Source organism: Rhodoferax sp. (assembly GCF_018780565.1).
In the GTDB taxonomy this organism is placed as follows: domain Bacteria; phylum Pseudomonadota; class Gammaproteobacteria; order Burkholderiales; family Burkholderiaceae_C; genus Rhodoferax.
This window is the reverse complement of the sequence record NZ_JADMJN010000002.1, coordinates 18983-34634: the sequence shown is the minus strand read 5'-3', so window position 1 is coordinate 34634 and position 15652 is coordinate 18983. Positions and strand designations below refer to the sequence as shown.

Below are 15652 nucleotides of genomic sequence, written 5' to 3'. Positions count from 1 at the left end.
CGACCATGGACAGCGCGCACTGACACACGGCCTCACAAGCCGTCTCCCAGAGGCAGATTCATCTGGGAAGAGTGGTCCGGCTGGTCCTGTTGCAGTTGCGCAGCCAGCGCCCGGATGGCCGCCTCGTCGAGCGTTTCCTTGTCCAGCAGCGCGTGCGCACCCTGCACCAACACCTCGCGATTGGCGCCGAGGATGTCGCTGGCTTTATGGAAGCCGCTCATGACAATGCGCCGGATCGCCTCGTCAATGCGACGCTGCGTGTCTTCCGATGCGGGATTGCCGCGCGGGAAAATGCCAACAGGAATATCGAGCATCTGCTGTCGCTGCGGCTCAAAGGCCACATAACCCAGATCCTCGTCCATGCCGAACCTGGCCACCATGTCGTGGGCCATGTCGGTGGCTTTGGCAAGGTCGTCTGCAGCCCCTGTGGACAACACCTCGAAAATCAATTTTTCCGCAGCCCGACCGCCCATCAGAACCGCGACTTTTTGTTCCAGCTCGGGACGTGTCATCAGGTACCGGTCGTCAGTCGGTCGCTGGATGGTGTAACCCAGAGCGCCAATGCCACGCGGGATGATGGACACCTTGTGCACGGGGTCGGCGCCCGCCTGCGCCAGGGCCACCAGAGCGTGGCCCATCTCGTGAAAGGCGACGGTCTCGCGCTCCTTGGGGTTGAGCACGCGGTTCTTGCGCTCCAGTCCGGCCACGATGCGCTCCACCGCGGCGGTGAAGTCCGCCATGGTCACCCGATCTGCCTTGCGCCGGGTGGCCACCAATGTGGCCTCGTTCACCAGATTGGCCAAGTCCGCGCCGCTGAAGCCTGGGGTCAGGGCCGCCACGTCTTCAAGACGCAAGGCCGCATCAAGTTTGACTTTGCGTATGTGGACCTTGAGGATGTCGGTGCGGCCCTTGCGGTCTGGCCGGTCCACCAGCACCTGCCGGTCGAATCGCCCCGCACGCAGCAAGGCGGGGTCGAGGATTTCAGGCCGGTTGGTGGCAGAGAGAATGATCAAACCAACCGAGGGGTCGAACCCGTCCATTTCCGAGAGCAGCTGGTTCAGGGTCTGCTCTTTCTCGTCGTGTCCGCCCAGGCCGGGAAAGGCACCACGCGCACGGCCCAGCGCGTCGAGTTCATCAATGAAAATGATGGCCGGCGCCATGGCCCGTGCCTGCTCGAACAGGTCGCGCACCCGCGCCGCGCCCACGCCCACAAACATCTCGACAAACTCGCTTCCCGATATCGAGAAAAACGGCACACCCGCCTCGCCTGCCACTGCCTTGGCCAGCAGCGTCTTGCCGGTCCCGGGCGGCCCCACCAGCAGAACACCCTTGGGAATATGGGCCCCCAGGCGACCGTACTCTTTGGGATGTTTGAGGAAGTCCACCACCTCTTCAAGCTCGCTTCGCGCTTCATCGACACCCGCCACATCGGCAAAGGTAACGCCGGTATCGGTCTGAACATAAATCCTGGCGCGGCTCTTGCCTATCGACAGGAAGCCTCCCATGCCCTGCTTGTCCGCAAAGCTTCTGAACAGGAAAAACCAGACACCAAAGAACACCAGGGCAGGAAGAATCCAAGACATGAGATCCCGCAGCAAACCACTTTCCACGACCCGGGTGTAGGGCACATCAAATTTGTCCAGTCGCGCTGCCAGGTCCGGCTCCACCAGGGTGGCCACCAGAGTCGTCTTGTCGCCTTCGGCTGCCTTCAGCCGCCCACGTATCGTGCGGTCTGCAACCGTCATGTCGACGATGCGCCCCGCGCTCAGGGCCTTCTCGAACTCGCTGTACGGAACCACGCGCACCTGGTTGGCGCCCCGCCACAGGTCCTGAAGCAGAAGCAACAGCACGATTGCAAGAACCCAGTAGGCAAGGTTCCAGGTCTGCTTCTTATCCACTCCAGCTCCTGGCATTGAGTGAAGTCATTCTTCCTCCAGATGAGGGGGCGACTGGCCTTCAGCGGGTTCACCAGTCTGCGGGTCAATCCAGTCTGCAATGCCGATTTCGCGTTCCAACTCCGGCAAAGTCTCGATCGGCTCGGCCAGCCAGTCCTGCGCACCCTCAACATCCTCCCGATCCACGCCCGCACTTTCCAGAAAGCCCCCCGCAGGTGTCTCGTCCAGCACCGACTCGTCGCCACCGGGGACGGCACCTCCCGTCCGATGCCGCTTTCTGGCCACGGGCTTGAGGGTGGGCTTGGCGGGCGCTGACTTGTTTTTGCGCGGTGTGCTGGCTGCGGGAATCGATCGGGTGGTCATGGCAATCCTCAACATGTGTGTGCTGCGTGATGAACAAGACTACCCAGCGCCCAAGGTGCAAGTTTGAGAATTCTCAAACCACTGGTACGCGGCATCGATAGCCATCACGGCACGACCGTCGATCCCAATCGCACAAATATGGGACACCGTCCCTACAATTGGCCCGATTTTTGCTTTCTTTTGGTGCGTTTTGTCGTTTTACAGAATAAGCGCACCAATACAACACATTTCATTCAAAGAGGTTCTCATGGAAGCACTAAAACAGGGCGCTGACACCCTGTTCATCCTTCTCGGCGCAGTCATGGTGCTGGCCATGCACGCAGGCTTTGCATTTTTGGAGCTCGGCACCGTGCGCCGCAAAAACCAGGTCAACGCGCTGGTCAAAATTCTGGTGGACTTTTCCGTGTCCACCGTCGTGTATTTCATCGTCGGCTACGGGGTGGCTTATGGAACCAGCTTCTTCGTGGGCGCCGAGGTGCTGGCGGCCAAAAATGGCTATGACCTGGTCAAGTTCTTCTTCCTGCTGACCTTCGCGGCCGCCATCCCCGCCATCATTTCCGGCGGCATTGCCGAGCGCGCCAAGTTCTGGCCGCAGCTCATCGCCACCGCCGTGATTGTGGGATTCATCTACCCCTTCTTCGAAGGCATTGTGTGGAACCAGCACTTTGGGGTGCAGGCCTGGATCAAAGGCCTTACCGGCGAGGAGTTTCACGACTTTGCCGGCAGCGTGGTGGTACACGCCGTAGGCGGCTGGATTGCCCTGCCTGCGGTCATCCTGCTGGGCGCCCGCGCCAACCGCTACCGCAAGGATGGCGGCATTTCGGCCCACCCGCCCTCAAGCATTCCCTTTTTGGCGCTGGGCGCCTGGGTGCTGACGGTTGGCTGGTTTGGCTTCAACGTGATGAGCGCACAAACGCTGGACAAGATCTCAGGCCTGGTGGCGGTGAACTCGCTGATGGCCATGGTGGGCGGCACCCTGGTGGCACTGCTGGTGGGCAAGAACGACCCCGGCTTTGTGCACAACGGTCCACTCGCCGGACTGGTGGCCGTATGCGCCGGCTCAGACCTGATGCACCCGCTGGGCGCTCTGGTGGTGGGGGGCGTGGCAGGCGGCATCTTTGTCTTCATGTTCACGCTGACGCAAAACAAATGGAAGATCGACGACGTGCTGGGCGTATGGCCACTGCATGGCCTGTGCGGCACCTGGGGCGGCATTGCCGCGGGGATTTTTGGCACCAAGGCTTTTGGCGGCCTGGGCGGCATCAGCTTGGGCGGTCAGCTCATTGGTACGGCCATGGGCGTGGCCTGGGCGGTGGTCGGCGGCGTGGTGGTTTACGGCCTGCTCAAGGCCACCATGGGCTTGCGCCTGAGCCAGGAAGAAGAGTACGACGGGGCCGACCTGTCGATCCACAAGATCAGTGCCACGCCAGAGCGCGAAGCGAACTGGTAAGTCCTTCTCTTCTGGGTAATTAAAGTCGTAAACAGGGCCCTAGCATCCATGCGGGTTTGCAGGGGGTGGCTTTTTGGAGACCCTCGTCAGGAGTGGCCGCCGAGTGGCTCCAATGCCAATTGCGGTCGTTCCGATAAGACTGCTTTTCGGTGATGCGCCAAGGCGTCTCTATCGAACAAACTGATCAACATATTCGGCGCCAAGGCCGTTGGCAGCATAGTACTTACGACACATCTCTATCTTGGTGAAAACGTCTTCGTAACCGGAGGGTTGACCTTTTTCATCGACATAAACCATAGCGCCCGAGATGTTGAAGAAAGTAATCATCTCTGTAGCACCACCCGAGGCTTCATCCACCACCAGTGTATGAATCTCACCGGGTGGTTCATAGACAAAAGAGCCCTCACTGGCAACCCAGTCGTGCTCCAGATAGCGCCACGATCCTTTAATGACATACCCAACCACCACTGACGGATGGATGTGTCGCGACAAAACACCGGATTTTCGGACGCGCAACAGATTGCACCAACTACCGGTAACCGTATTGAGTAACAGCGGCCGAAACCAAACGTTCTCAGCCTGAGGTACCCAGACACGCTCATCTTCAGGAATTGCTTTCACTGCTATCTCAGGCTGGATACCGGGCAGTTGGACAATTGGATTCATCACTCTCTCCGTTTTACTCTCAGGAAACTAAATAGCCACCATCCACAGGCAGCACGACACCGGTTACGAAACGTGCCAAAGTACTGGCCAAAAAGAGGACTGGGCCTGCCACATCTTCTGGCGTTCCCCATCGCCCCATGGGCGTACGTGCCAAGATTGGACCTGAGCGCACCGGATCATCCTGTAGTGCTTGTGTCAAAGGCGTGGCAATCCACCCTGGTGCCACTGCATTGACACGTATTCCATCTGCGGCATAGGCAACGGCAAGTGACTTTGTCAGTTGAACTACCCCACCTTTGCTGGCGCTGTACCCCGGCACCAGACCGCCACCAAAAAAACTCAACATAGATGCTGTATTAATGATGCAGCCACTGGATTCTTTCAATAAACGCCGGGCGGCAGAGCACGTCCGCATAGACCCGGTCAGGTTCACGTCTATCACACTGGCAAACACCTTGGGATCGTGCTCCTCTCCACGCTTAATGACTCCCGCACAGTTCACAAGGACGTGCAGACGACTTAGTGAAAAAAAGAAGGCATCCACTGACTCATCACTTCGAACATCCAAGTACTGGAAATCAATACCAGGTGTGTCAATCGACTGAGCCGCTTCAACTTCTTTTTGAGTTCCACCCGTTGCGATGATTGTGGCACCTAGGTTGACAAAGGCATTGGCAATTCCTTTACCAATTCCGCTGGTACCACCCACAACAACTACGTGTTGACCCTGAAGAGTCGAAAGCATATTTCCCATGGTGTCACCGACTCCTTCACTTGTTCAGATACGGCTTGGCACCCAAACGCATGCGGTAGATACGGAAATTGGGGACCTTGGGTTTGTCAAAGTCCATGTCACCGTCTACCCAGAGATGCAGGTGGTTGCTAACCAGGTACATATATCCACCGGGTCCCCAAGCCAGTGTGTCTGGCCAGGAGACCTCATCGCTTGAAACCAACGTGGTGACCTGACCCGTCTTCGCGTCACGTTTCATGATCCCATTCAAAGAGAGCGCTGTCATATACAGGTTGTTGTCTCGGTCAGCCGTCATGCCATCGGTATTAGAAGGCAGTGTTGCTACGACCTTGGCGGCCTTTTTGATATCGTCCTCGGTCTTGGAGAAGTCACGGATGACATCAGTAGGAAGTGACAGCAAGCGATTGCCAGTCAGGTTCGTCCAGTAAAGCGTCTTTTTATCGCCAGAAAGTGCAATGCCATCTGCCCCGGTCTGCATGCCATTTGGTTTTCCGTCTTTTGGCTTCAGTACATCGCGTCCATGAATCTTGAAGGAGTAGCTCTCGTTGTTGACCCACTCTGGAGCCGACAAGACCCGCTTGGCCTTGTTGCTCTTGATGTCATAGACCAAAACACCGCCTTTAAGGGGGTTGCAGAAGATCCCAGAGTCGGTGATGTAAACCACACCGGAGTCATTGTCGACTGCCACGTCATTGAGGAACGAGCACTTCTTGTCGGTATCTGCGTCATTGAACTCATAACGCGCAACCTCTTTTCCAGTCTTTAGATCCCAGCCGATTAGTTTTTCATCCCCAGGGGCCGAGGGCGCTCCCGCAACGTGGCCTTGGTCCAGAATCCACATCACATCGTTGCGATCGATCTCAAAACCGAGCACCGCCTTCAATCCTTTGGGATCATCAACGCTGTTCATCGCCTTGCTCGGAAAGGGCTGAAGTTTCCATTCTTTGCCCTTCTTCACCAGTTTGGACAAAGTAGCAGGAATCTCTTTACCACCCCATCGCGCGGTGCTTACATAAATGTTGCCCCGAGAATCCACTTTGGCCCCCTGCATCAAGACTTTCTTCCAGACCTGTTGGTCTTCGTAGGCTTTTTCTGCAACGGGATCACCAAGGTCATACGACAGACGCGTCCATTCCGCGACAACTTCCAATTTCGGTGGGGCAGCCATAGCAACTGAGGCAGCAACTCCGCACACCATAGGAGTGATCCGTTTGATCCATTTAACTTTCATTTATGTCTCCTCTTAGATTGTTAGAACTGCACGCTAAATCTGCGATCTAGCGTGCCTGCAGGACACTGAGCACTCGCTCAGCATTGGGAATGGGCGCAACAGCGCCATAACCTTCGGTGGAAAGGGCCGCAACCACTGCGGCATAGCGCCCGGCCTCAGCAAGGCCGTCTCCTCTAATGAGCCGTGCGACAAATGCCCCACCGAACGCGTCTCCGGCGCCAGTGGCGTCGACCGGCTTGCATGCATGTGGCGGGATCTGATGCCTCTCACTTGCGGTAGCCACAATGGCGCCCTTCTCTCCCAGCTTCAACGCCACTGTTTTAGCCCCGAGACGCAGGCAATGGTCAACTAGGGCGTCAGGATCGTTCAGTCCTGTAATGGCCACAACATCGTCATAGCTGGGAAGGCATATGTCCGATAGTGAGATTACATCTCGTATGACCGCACGTGCACGCTGGACTGACCAGAGTTTCAAGCGCAGATTGGTGTCAAATGAAACCTGCACACCCGCAGATCGTGCAGACTCAATAGCGGCATAGGCGGTATCACATGCGCTATCCGAGATGGCGAGTGAGATTCCAGATAGATGCAGAACACGCGCCGCTGCAATACGTTCGCGTGGCAAGTCCGCAAGTTTCATGCGGCTGGCGGCGGACCCACTGCGGAAGAAAGTGAACTGATGGCCTCGCTCACCATGATTCACAAAGTAAATCGCAGTGAAGGCATCTACATCCGTGGTGACACTGGAGTGATCCACACCTTCTTCGTCCCACAGGCGGCGCAGCATCACTCCATAAGGATCATCACCGACTGCACTCAGGTATCCCACCTTGGCACCTTGGCGTGCAGCTGCAATCGCAAAGTTGGAAGTATCCCCACCAAAACCTTGCAAGTACTGACGTCCGTCTCGCGCTCCCGTCTGGTTGAACTCAACCATGGGCTCTCCAAGCGCAATGATCTCCGGCTGACTCATGGCACCTGACTCAGATACGGCCATATTTGGCCAGCCCTGTACGCAACGACTTTTCAGCAATGATGAGTTTTGCCTGCTCCAACTCGCGCACATCAATCTCTTGCGCTACCTTGAGTACTTCTTCAGCCTGCGCTTTGGGGACCACCACAACTCCGTCCACATCACCAACCACGATGTCGCCTGGGTGGACCACAATTCCGCCCACTTCAACAGGCACTTGAGAGGCAACAGTGCGGTAGCGACCCAGGGTCGTGCCAGGACTGACATCACGCGCATACACAGGGAATCCATAGTCGCGTCGGATTTCAGTCAGGTCGCGCACAGCACCATCCAAAACGGCTCCGACATGCTTGTTGGCAACTGCACCGGCAGTCATTAGACCGCCCCAAACAGCAACATTGGATTCGCCACCCATGATGGATATCACAATGACACTGCCAGACTCTGCTTCGTCAATCAGATCCAGTGCATGTTGCGGCGGCACGAACTCATCAGTTGCGGACTCCAGCACCGTGGCCGCGGGTCCGCAGATGCGCTTGTCATTGATGCGTGGTTTGATACGGCTATCCATATACCCACGCTTTCCACACACCTTATCGACTGCGTCAGCGACAGATGCCACAGCGACCAGACCAAAGGCTTCAATTATTTCTTTCATTCAATTCTTTCCAGTTTTCGTAGTTGTTGTTAGCGGTTTAGCCAGTGCAGCGGCACTTCCCCATGGAGAACTCGCACAGCCTCTTCAGCGGTTTTTCGCTGCAGCTCCCGCATGGACTCTTCGCTGTACCAACCCATGTGATTGGTAACTGTTACGTTGTCCAATGTGAAGATCGGATGATTTCCCGGTGGCTCTTGCTCGAAGACATCAAGCCCTGCGCCAAGAATCCGTCGGCTCTTCAGTGCTTCGTAGAGAGCGTCGGTATCCAAGAGCCCACCGCGGGCGGTATTCACCAGAATGGCAGTCGAACGCATCATTTCAAGTCGCTGGGCGTTGATGAGGTGATGGGTCTTTTCACTTAGCGGAGCATGGAGTGAGATCAGGTCTGCCTCTGCGCACAGAGTGTCGATATCCACTCGCTCCACGCCATCGGGAAGCTCTGCAATGGGATCACTCACCAATACGCGACCAAACCCGAATCCCCCTAGCTTTTCCAGCGTCATCCTGGCGATGCGCCCAAAACCTACGAGTCCCAATGTGCGCCCGCGCCAACGGTACATGGGCTGAAGAACCCCGGTTGACCACCGCCCGGCTCGCACTTCTCCATCGTGAAGACCAATGCGCCTTGATACGGCCAACGCCAATGCCACGGCTTGCGAGCTGACTTCTTCAGTGCCATAGTCAGGAACGTTGGCAACGCGAATACCCCTCTCCCTCGCGGCAACCTGGTCAATGTTGTCAACACCAATACCATACCGGATGATGGCTTTGCACCGTGTCATAGCGTCAATGACTCGTCGGCTTACCGGCGATTCACGAACCAGTACAACGTCCGCATCGCGAACCGAAACACAGGCTGCATCCTCATCCCGTCTACATGGCTGCAGAGAGAAACGAGCGCCCGCTTTTGCAAAGAGCTCCTCTTCTTGGTCATAGGCGGCGTAACCGTCATCCAATGCCACGACCAAACGCTCAGTTAGCATCACTAGACTCACTTGGCCGCAGCTGCTGCCAGTAGCTTGTCGGTCCACTCCTTGCTGACATCAGCTTCCAAATAGGCGCGAACAGCGGGCTGAGACGCTTTGCGGAAACGGTCAATCTCTGCGGGTGTGAGCTCAGTGACAGTCATGCCTTTTTCAGAAAGCACTTTCTTGGCCGACAGGTCTTGTTCACGTGTCATATCGCGGTGAATCTTCTTGGCTTTGTCGACGCCTTCAGTGACTGCCTTTTTCTCGGCATCCGTGAGGCTGTTGAAGAATTTTTCGCTGATCAAGTAGGCATGCAAGCTGTAGATGTGTCCGTCCAAGGTCACATGTTTTTGGTGCTGATAGAGACTGGCTGCCATGATGTTGGTAACACCGTTCTCCTGACCATCGGCAGTTCCTTGGGCCAATGCAGCTGGCAACTCACCCCAATCGATGGCTGTGGGGCTGGCACCCAGAGATTCCACCAGCTTCACAAATACAGGACTGGGCTGCACGCGCATCTTCAAACCCTTCATGTCTTCAGGGGACTTGATCGCGCGTTTGTTATTGGTGAAGTGGCGGATTCCGTTGTCTGCATAACCCATCAAACGAATGCCGGTGCGTTTGCGCATGTCTTCGGCTAGTTCCTGACCGAATTTTCCGTCCAAGACCGAATACGCATGTGCGTGGCCATTGAAGACAAACGGCATGCCGAAGATATTGAAAGTCTTGTACACACCGGGAATGCCACCGTCATGCACAACGCCAAGCTCGACGGTGCCAAGACGTAGTCCTTCCATGATTTGCTGGGCTGGCCCCAATTGACCAGCAGGATAGATCTCTACCTTGACTGAGCCATTGGTCGCTTTTTCGACATGCTCTTTGAATGCCAATGCCGCAACGTGTTTGGGTTGATCATTTTTGGCAGGCTGAAAGTGGGTGTACTTCATGACTTTCTGCGCCAATGCAGACGAAGCACCCAAGGCCAGTACGGTGGCTGCTACTGCAGTCAGAAATTTTTTACGATTGAGTTTCACGGGTTGTCTCCTTTTGGGGTTAATTGCGGTAGCCCAGCACGCCGGGCAGCCAGGTTGAAATCGACGGAACGAAGGTCAGAAGCATCAGAACGATGAACAGTGCAAACAGCATGGGACGCATCTCGCGGACCATAGGACCCATCTTTACGCCTGACACCACGGAGGTAACGAACAGAAGGCCACCCACCGGGGGAGTCACCATTCCGAGCGTGAGGTTCACAATCACTACGATGGCGAAGTGCAGAGGATTGAGTCCTGCTGCATCGGCAAGTGGTGCAAGAATTGGCACCATGATCATCACGCCAGGCAGTGGTTCGATGAAAATCCCAACCAGGAGCAGTAGTACGTTGATGGCAACCAACAACTCGGTAGGCCCCAGACCCATGCCCGCGATCCAAGTGGCAACCAGTTGAGGAATCTGCCCCACTGTCAGTACCCAAGCGAACACCGCTGACGTAGCCACAATGAACAGAATCGAGGCAGTCATCAGCACCGTGCGAAAGAGAATCGCTGGCAGCATGTTCATGCGCAGAGTTCCGTAAACAAAGCGTCCGACAATGAGTGCATAAAGTACCGCTGCAGCTGACGCCTCTGTTGGAGTGAAAACTCCGAAGTGAATGCCGCCCAAGATGATGACCGGCAGCATCAGGGCAGGGATGGCACGCCAGAACAGCTTCCACATGGGCGCGGGATCCAACAGCTCCGGCGACGATCTGTAGTTGCGTCGCACACTTACCCAATGATTGACCAGCGCCAAAGACACAGCGATTAACAGACCAGGCAGAACACCTGCGAGGAAGAGCCCGGTTATGGTCACGCTGTTGTCTGTCAGCGCGTAGACGATCATGATGATTGAAGGCGGGATGATGGGACCCACAATTGCTGTACTGGCAGTCAGCGCTGCCGCATATGCATCCTTGTATCCGGCTTGACGCATCATCTTGATCAGCATGGAACCAGGCCCTGCGGCATCCGCCAAGGCCGATCCACTGATGCCTGAGAAGAAAGTCAAAGTAAGGATATTGGCGTGACCCAGGCCTCCTCTTCTCATGCCAACCAAGCGAGCTGCAAACTTCAGCAGCACATCCGTTAGGGCACCACCTGACATCAGTTCAGCTGCCAAGATGAAAAACGGAATCGCCAGTAACGGGAAACTGTCCAGTCCGCTAAAGAGGTTCTGCATCACCACTAGTGCAGGCATTCCAGGCTTCATCCATACCGCTACCAATCCGGCAATCAGCATGGCAAACGCGATGGGGGCACCGATCACCATTAGCCCCAGAAACACCAATCCAAGTACAGCGCTCATTTCATGTACCTCAGAGTGCCTGGGGGTCGAAACCCTCAATGTGTTCCCATTCGCCGGCTACCACCCATCGACGGGCAACCAGTAGCAAATGCACAAACATCAATGCGGCCCCCAGAGGCAAGGCTATGTAAACCTTCCCAAGCGACCACCCCAATACAGGCGACTCCTGCTCCCAGGCAAAACTTGCGTAATCAATTCCCAGCCACACCAAGATGAGCAGTGTGATCCCGACGATGGCCACGATCACACCGCGCAAGCATCGAGCGGCAGCTACTGGTAATGCACTTTGCAAAGTGTCAATCGCGATGTGTCCGCCCACTCGCAAAGCGGGGCCAGCCCCCAGAAACGCCACCCAAATCATCATGTAGCGCGTCGCCTCCTCGACCCAAGAGAAGGAATGCCCAAATACATACCGCGAAATAACATTTCCGATGACAAGAACTGCCATGGCTGCGAGCAAAGCAATCAACACCCAGCGGTTCAATCCGATGAAGGCGGCTTCAAGAAAATGCGGCCGGCTTTCCGGCTTTGCTTCAGTCACGTTGGTTTCCTGTTGAGTAAATTTGTTTAATTGAATGTATCGTATCTGATATCTTAGATTTCCAATCATCGTAAACCCTATACTCGCAGCACAACCTTGTGGTGACCCATGAAACAGAACCTAGATTTGCAGCGCCCCAGACTTCTGACCGATGTAGTAGGCGAGCGCCTCCGCGAGGCGATCGTCAATGGTGATCTCAAGCTAGGAGAGCAAGTCTCGGAGGCGCAACTTGCCCAACGGATGGGGGTGAGCAAGACTCCTGTGCGTGAGGCACTGTTGCACCTCAAAGCAGAAGGGCTTGTGGAGATTCATCCGCAACGTGGCACTTTTGTTTTTCGCCTGTCTGCGAGTGAAGTTGCACACTTGTGCCACTTCCGCGCCATGATTGAGGTCGCGGCTCTGTGTGAAGGCATGCAAGAACACCGAGCAGACCTACTCAAACGGCTAACTCAGTGCGTGAAGGAGATGAAGGCGGCTGAGCGGACCAAAGACCTGAAGGCTCTTGCACAAATCGACATGAGTTTTCATTGGTCATTTATCGAATCGTGTGACAACCACTATTTGCGCTCTGGCTACGAACTTTTGCGCTACCAGCTGATAGCCTTACGCCATCGTTCTCCAATCTCAAATGCGGTTCCAAGCCACCAAATTCTGGTGGATGCCATCGTTGACGATGATATAGATGCTGCTTGTGCGCTGCTGCGTGAACACGTATTGGAAAACGAACCTCGCTATCGGACTGCATGCGACGGCGTTTGACTGGATATTTCCCGTTCCGGCGCAGGTTTGCCGCTACATCTCAGCTGTCCTCAGTAGTCGACCACGCCACGCAATCGAATGTCCGCTATAAGGCAGTAAGTCGAAAGTGATCGAATTCCGCTTTGGGTCGGTTTGAGACAGTCAATCTGTTTCAGCGACCGACTCCTTTGGGCCTGAAACGGGCATACGTTTTTCAGCCTTGACACCGTATTGATATCCAGTAAATTGAATGTGTTTACGACTTTAATTGCTCGGAATACCTTCACCGAAAACCCGATGGCGTGGCGAGCAGACCGACCCCCAGCACCAAACCGCTTTGCACGGCGGATGGCAACCATAGGTCAAGACTGAAGCCATCAACATGCTCCAGCGCCGCCAGCAAGGAAGCCCCTGACAGCACGGCCTGCAGAAACTCCGCCTCTGTGTGGCTGCATGGCGCCACTTGGGACACCAGACCCCGGCGCCAGACCAACGCACATTCGCCCACGGCGTCGCGCAAGCTCTGGCCGGCTTCGTCCAGTGTTGGCCGGTTGTACAAATGTGCGCCCATGATGCTGGCCACGGGCCATGGGCTTTGCACCACGACACACCCCGGCGCCAGTTTCAGTTGCAATGCACCGGGGTCATGTTGTGTCAAAAGGGCGAAACTGGCCCGGTCCGTGAATGCATCGGCGGCGCTCGCCCCCAAGTGAAGCGCCCACTCCACACGCACCACATCAGCCAGATAAGGCTCGTCAGCCAGTTGCTCACTGGCGCGCACAAAATCGGCCAGATCACCGCCCCACTGCGCCAGATCGCCCCGCACCGGAGGATGCGCATGCCAGAAAGCCCGGGCCAAGGCACCCAGGCTCTCGCCACCCAACAATTGAGTCAACACAGGATACGTGGCCTGCATAGCCCGCTCGGCCAGCGCATGGCCGTTGCTTTGGTAAGCTTTTAGCCCTCTGGCCCATGAACCATCTGCATAATTAGCTATATTATTGATAGCATCCGTCGTTGGCCAAGCGAACAGCGCCTCCAGAAGGGCCTGTTGCTGCGCCGCAAGAGTCGTCATGCAGACACCCCATCCCTGGACGCAGCAAGGGCTCTGGCACGTGCGGCCTCGTCCAGCAACACATCCAGCGCAGGAATATCGGTGTCCCACTCAATCAGGGTAGGCACGGGGCCGAACCGTGCCACGGCATACGCGTAGAGACGCCAGACGTCCGGACACACCCGGCTGCCATGGTCGTCAATCACGATGTCGCCGAATTCATCGCTCGCGCGGCAATGACCGGCCAGGTGAATTTCGCCTACGTGGGCCGGCGCAATGGCGTCCAGCCAATTCAGACAACGCTGCAACGGGTCGCCGGGCGCGCCGGCTGCTCGTGCATTCAAGGCGTTGACATACAAATTGTTCACATCGACCAGCAAGGCGCAGCCAGTGCGTTGCGCGAGCTGTGACAAAAAATCAGGTTCCAGCAGAGGGGGATCGACCGGATCAGCTTTCCAGGACAAATAGCTTGAAAGATTCTCCACCATGAAACGCCGCTGCAGGCGTTCCTGCACCTGCTGCACATTGGCGCACAGCACATCAAGCGCCTCTCGGGTCAAAGGAATCGGCAACAGATCTGCGGCATGAACGCTGGCCCCCCTGAACGGGCCCCGGGCGAAACTGGCGTGGTCGCTCACGCGCACCGGCTCCACGCGCCTCACCAGCCGTTCAAGCTGCGCCAGATGCCAGGGGTCCACCCCCTGCACCGACCCCAGCGACAAGCCCACGCCGTGCAAGCTCAGAGGATAGTGGGCGCGGGCCTGCTCCAACACCGCCAAGGCTGCGCCGCCCTGCGCAAAGAAGTTTTCCGAATGCACCTCCAGAAAACCAAGCTCGGGGCGGCGCTCCAGCAACTCGCGGTAATGGGGATGCCGCCAGCCAATCCCCATCGGCGGCGATGCGCTGGCGGCGTCCGTCAATCGATCAGGCATGCTGACTGGCTCAACCCTTTTTCATGCCCTTGGCTTCGTCCATGGAAAGACCCATCATGCTCTTGCAGGTTCCCTTGGCCACATACTTCCACTCGCCTTTGTCCATATCCACCTTGGACTGGCCGGCGCAAGAGTGAACGCCGGAAATGCTGGCGCAGTCGTTTTGACCGGCCTTGGCAATACCGAAGCATTTTTCCTTCTCGTCTGCAGCGTGGGCCGGCGCTGCCACGAAGGTCAGGGACATCAGGGAAGCTGCTGCGGCAGCGATCATGGCACGTTGATTCATTTGAAAACTCCTGGGTAAATGGTAAATTTCCAACCAGCAGAAATAACAGATTTGCTGGTTGAGCGTTGGTCACGCTGACCAGAAAATTCTTACATGCCTCCCAGCTTTGAGAGGGCAGGCGACCCCGGCGGACGGGGAATATCTAGCACCGATTTCTTCAATTTGCAAAAAAATTGTGCAAATATAAAACTTGACGCATAATGCAGTTGTATTGCCGAAAAAACGGCGGTACGGGTTTGCGGTGTTTAGTCAGTTTCGCGTCTGCTTTAAGTCTTCATTGGTTTGTTGATTGCGGTGATTTGCGGTTTTGGACTCCATCGCGTTTTGAGTTATTTTGAGGAGTCCTTTCATGGGCAACAAACTTTACGTGGGCAACCTGCCCTATTCTTTCCGTGATGAAGACCTGCAGCAGGCATTTTCCCAGCACGGCACAGTCACCAGCGCCAAGGTCATGATGGAACGTGACACCGGCCGCTCCAAGGGCTTCGGCTTTGTGGAAATGGCCAGTGACGCTGAGGCGCAAGCTGCCGTCAATGGCATGAATGGTCAGCAATACGGTGGCCGCGGTCTCGTGGTTAACGAAGCTCGTCCAATGGAAGCACGCCCCCCCCGCACTGGTGGCGGCGGCTTTGGTGGCGGTGCTGGCGGCGGCGGTGGTTACGGCGGTGGCGGCGGTGGCCGTAGCGGCGGTGGCGGCGGCGGTGGTTACGGCGGCGGCGGCGGTGGTCGTAGCGGCGGTGGCGGCGGCGGTGGTTACGGCGGCGGCGGTGGCCGTAGCAGCTACTAAGCACTTGATTGGC

General features: G+C 56.5%; 17 protein-coding genes. 3 read left to right on the top strand and 14 right to left on the bottom strand.

The window, feature by feature from the left end; all coding sequences use genetic code 11:
• Positions 1–32 precede the first annotated feature (32 nt).
• Positions 33–1898, bottom strand: coding sequence for an ATP-dependent zinc metalloprotease FtsH (gene ftsH, locus IV109_RS00605; protein ID WP_296690868.1), 1866 nt, complete (start codon positions 1896–1898; stop codon positions 33–35).
• Positions 1899–1922: 24 nt separating this feature from the next.
• Complete coding sequence (locus IV109_RS00600; RefSeq protein WP_296690867.1) at positions 1923–2258, bottom strand: hypothetical protein; 336 nt, start codon at positions 2256–2258, stop codon at positions 1923–1925.
• Positions 2259–2505: 247 nt separating this feature from the next.
• On the opposite strand from IV109_RS00600, the gene IV109_RS00595 reads away from it, so the two are divergent.
• Positions 2506–3708 carry an ammonium transporter gene (locus IV109_RS00595; RefSeq protein ID WP_296690865.1) on the top strand — a complete coding sequence of 401 codons (1203 nt, stop codon included), beginning with the start codon at positions 2506–2508 and terminating at the stop codon, positions 3706–3708.
• Positions 3709–3876: 168 nt separating this feature from the next.
• Here the strand turns inward: IV109_RS00595 and IV109_RS00590 are convergent, their stop codons facing one another.
• From IV109_RS00590 to IV109_RS00550, 9 genes are read right to left on the bottom strand one after another with little or no spacing between them, the layout of a single operon-like run.
• The gene (locus tag IV109_RS00590) at positions 3877–4374 is read right to left on the bottom strand and encodes a 2,4'-dihydroxyacetophenone dioxygenase family protein (protein ID WP_296690863.1); all 498 of its coding nucleotides are present in this window, start codon (positions 4372–4374) and stop codon (positions 3877–3879) included.
• A gap of 19 nt (positions 4375–4393) precedes the next feature.
• Entirely contained in the window at positions 4394–5128 is a 735-nt protein-coding gene (locus IV109_RS00585; protein ID WP_296690862.1) for an SDR family oxidoreductase, read from the bottom strand.
• A gap of 16 nt (positions 5129–5144) precedes the next feature.
• Positions 5145–6359, bottom strand: a complete 1215-nt coding sequence (locus tag IV109_RS00580) for an L-dopachrome tautomerase-related protein (RefSeq protein ID WP_296690861.1) — start codon at positions 6357–6359, stop codon at positions 5145–5147.
• Positions 6360–6405: 46 nt separating this feature from the next.
• Positions 6406–7356, bottom strand: a complete 951-nt coding sequence (locus IV109_RS00575; protein WP_296690858.1) for a sugar kinase — start codon at positions 7354–7356, stop codon at positions 6406–6408.
• On the bottom strand, positions 7343–7990 hold the full coding sequence (locus IV109_RS00570) for an RraA family protein (protein ID WP_296690855.1): 648 nt from the start codon (positions 7988–7990) through the stop codon (positions 7343–7345). Before IV109_RS00570 ends, IV109_RS00575 begins: the two co-directional genes overlap by 14 nt.
• 29 nt (positions 7991–8019) lie before the next feature.
• Positions 8020–8973: a C-terminal binding protein gene (locus IV109_RS00565; protein ID WP_296690853.1), complete on the bottom strand. Its 954-nt coding sequence runs from the start codon at positions 8971–8973 to the stop codon at positions 8020–8022.
• 8 nt (positions 8974–8981) lie between these two features.
• Entirely contained in the window at positions 8982–9992 is a 1011-nt protein-coding gene (locus tag IV109_RS00560) for a DctP family TRAP transporter solute-binding subunit (protein WP_296690851.1), read from the bottom strand.
• Positions 9993–10011: 19 nt separating this feature from the next.
• Positions 10012–11301, bottom strand: a complete 1290-nt coding sequence (locus IV109_RS00555) for a TRAP transporter large permease (protein WP_296690849.1) — start codon at positions 11299–11301, stop codon at positions 10012–10014.
• Positions 11302–11311: 10 nt separating this feature from the next.
• The gene (locus IV109_RS00550; protein WP_296690847.1) at positions 11312–11842 is read right to left on the bottom strand and encodes a TRAP transporter small permease; all 531 of its coding nucleotides are present in this window, start codon (positions 11840–11842) and stop codon (positions 11312–11314) included.
• 108 nt (positions 11843–11950) lie between these two features.
• Between IV109_RS00550 and IV109_RS00545 the strand changes: the two genes are divergently transcribed.
• On the top strand, positions 11951–12601 hold the full coding sequence (locus IV109_RS00545; RefSeq protein ID WP_296690845.1) for a GntR family transcriptional regulator: 651 nt from the start codon (positions 11951–11953) through the stop codon (positions 12599–12601).
• A 262-nt stretch (positions 12602–12863) separates the two neighbouring features.
• Here the strand turns inward: IV109_RS00545 and IV109_RS00540 are convergent, their stop codons facing one another.
• Genes IV109_RS00540 through IV109_RS00530 form a run of 3 tightly spaced genes read right to left on the bottom strand, consistent with a single transcriptional unit; the run spans position 12864 to position 14852 of the window.
• Complete coding sequence (locus IV109_RS00540) at positions 12864–13655, bottom strand: DNA-binding domain-containing protein (protein WP_296690842.1); 792 nt, start codon at positions 13653–13655, stop codon at positions 12864–12866.
• Positions 13652–14566 (bottom strand): DUF692 domain-containing protein, encoded by a 915-nt coding sequence (locus IV109_RS00535; protein WP_296690840.1) that lies wholly within the window; start codon positions 14564–14566, stop codon positions 13652–13654. Before IV109_RS00535 ends, IV109_RS00540 begins: the two co-directional genes overlap by 4 nt.
• 10 nt (positions 14567–14576) lie before the next feature.
• Positions 14577–14852, bottom strand: coding sequence for a DUF2282 domain-containing protein (locus IV109_RS00530; RefSeq protein WP_296690838.1), 276 nt, complete (start codon positions 14850–14852; stop codon positions 14577–14579).
• A 349-nt stretch (positions 14853–15201) separates the two neighbouring features.
• Here IV109_RS00530 and IV109_RS00525 point away from each other — a divergent pair, with 349 nt between their 5' ends.
• Complete coding sequence (locus tag IV109_RS00525; protein ID WP_296690837.1) at positions 15202–15639, top strand: RNA-binding protein; 438 nt, start codon at positions 15202–15204, stop codon at positions 15637–15639.
• Positions 15640–15652 lie beyond the last annotated feature (13 nt).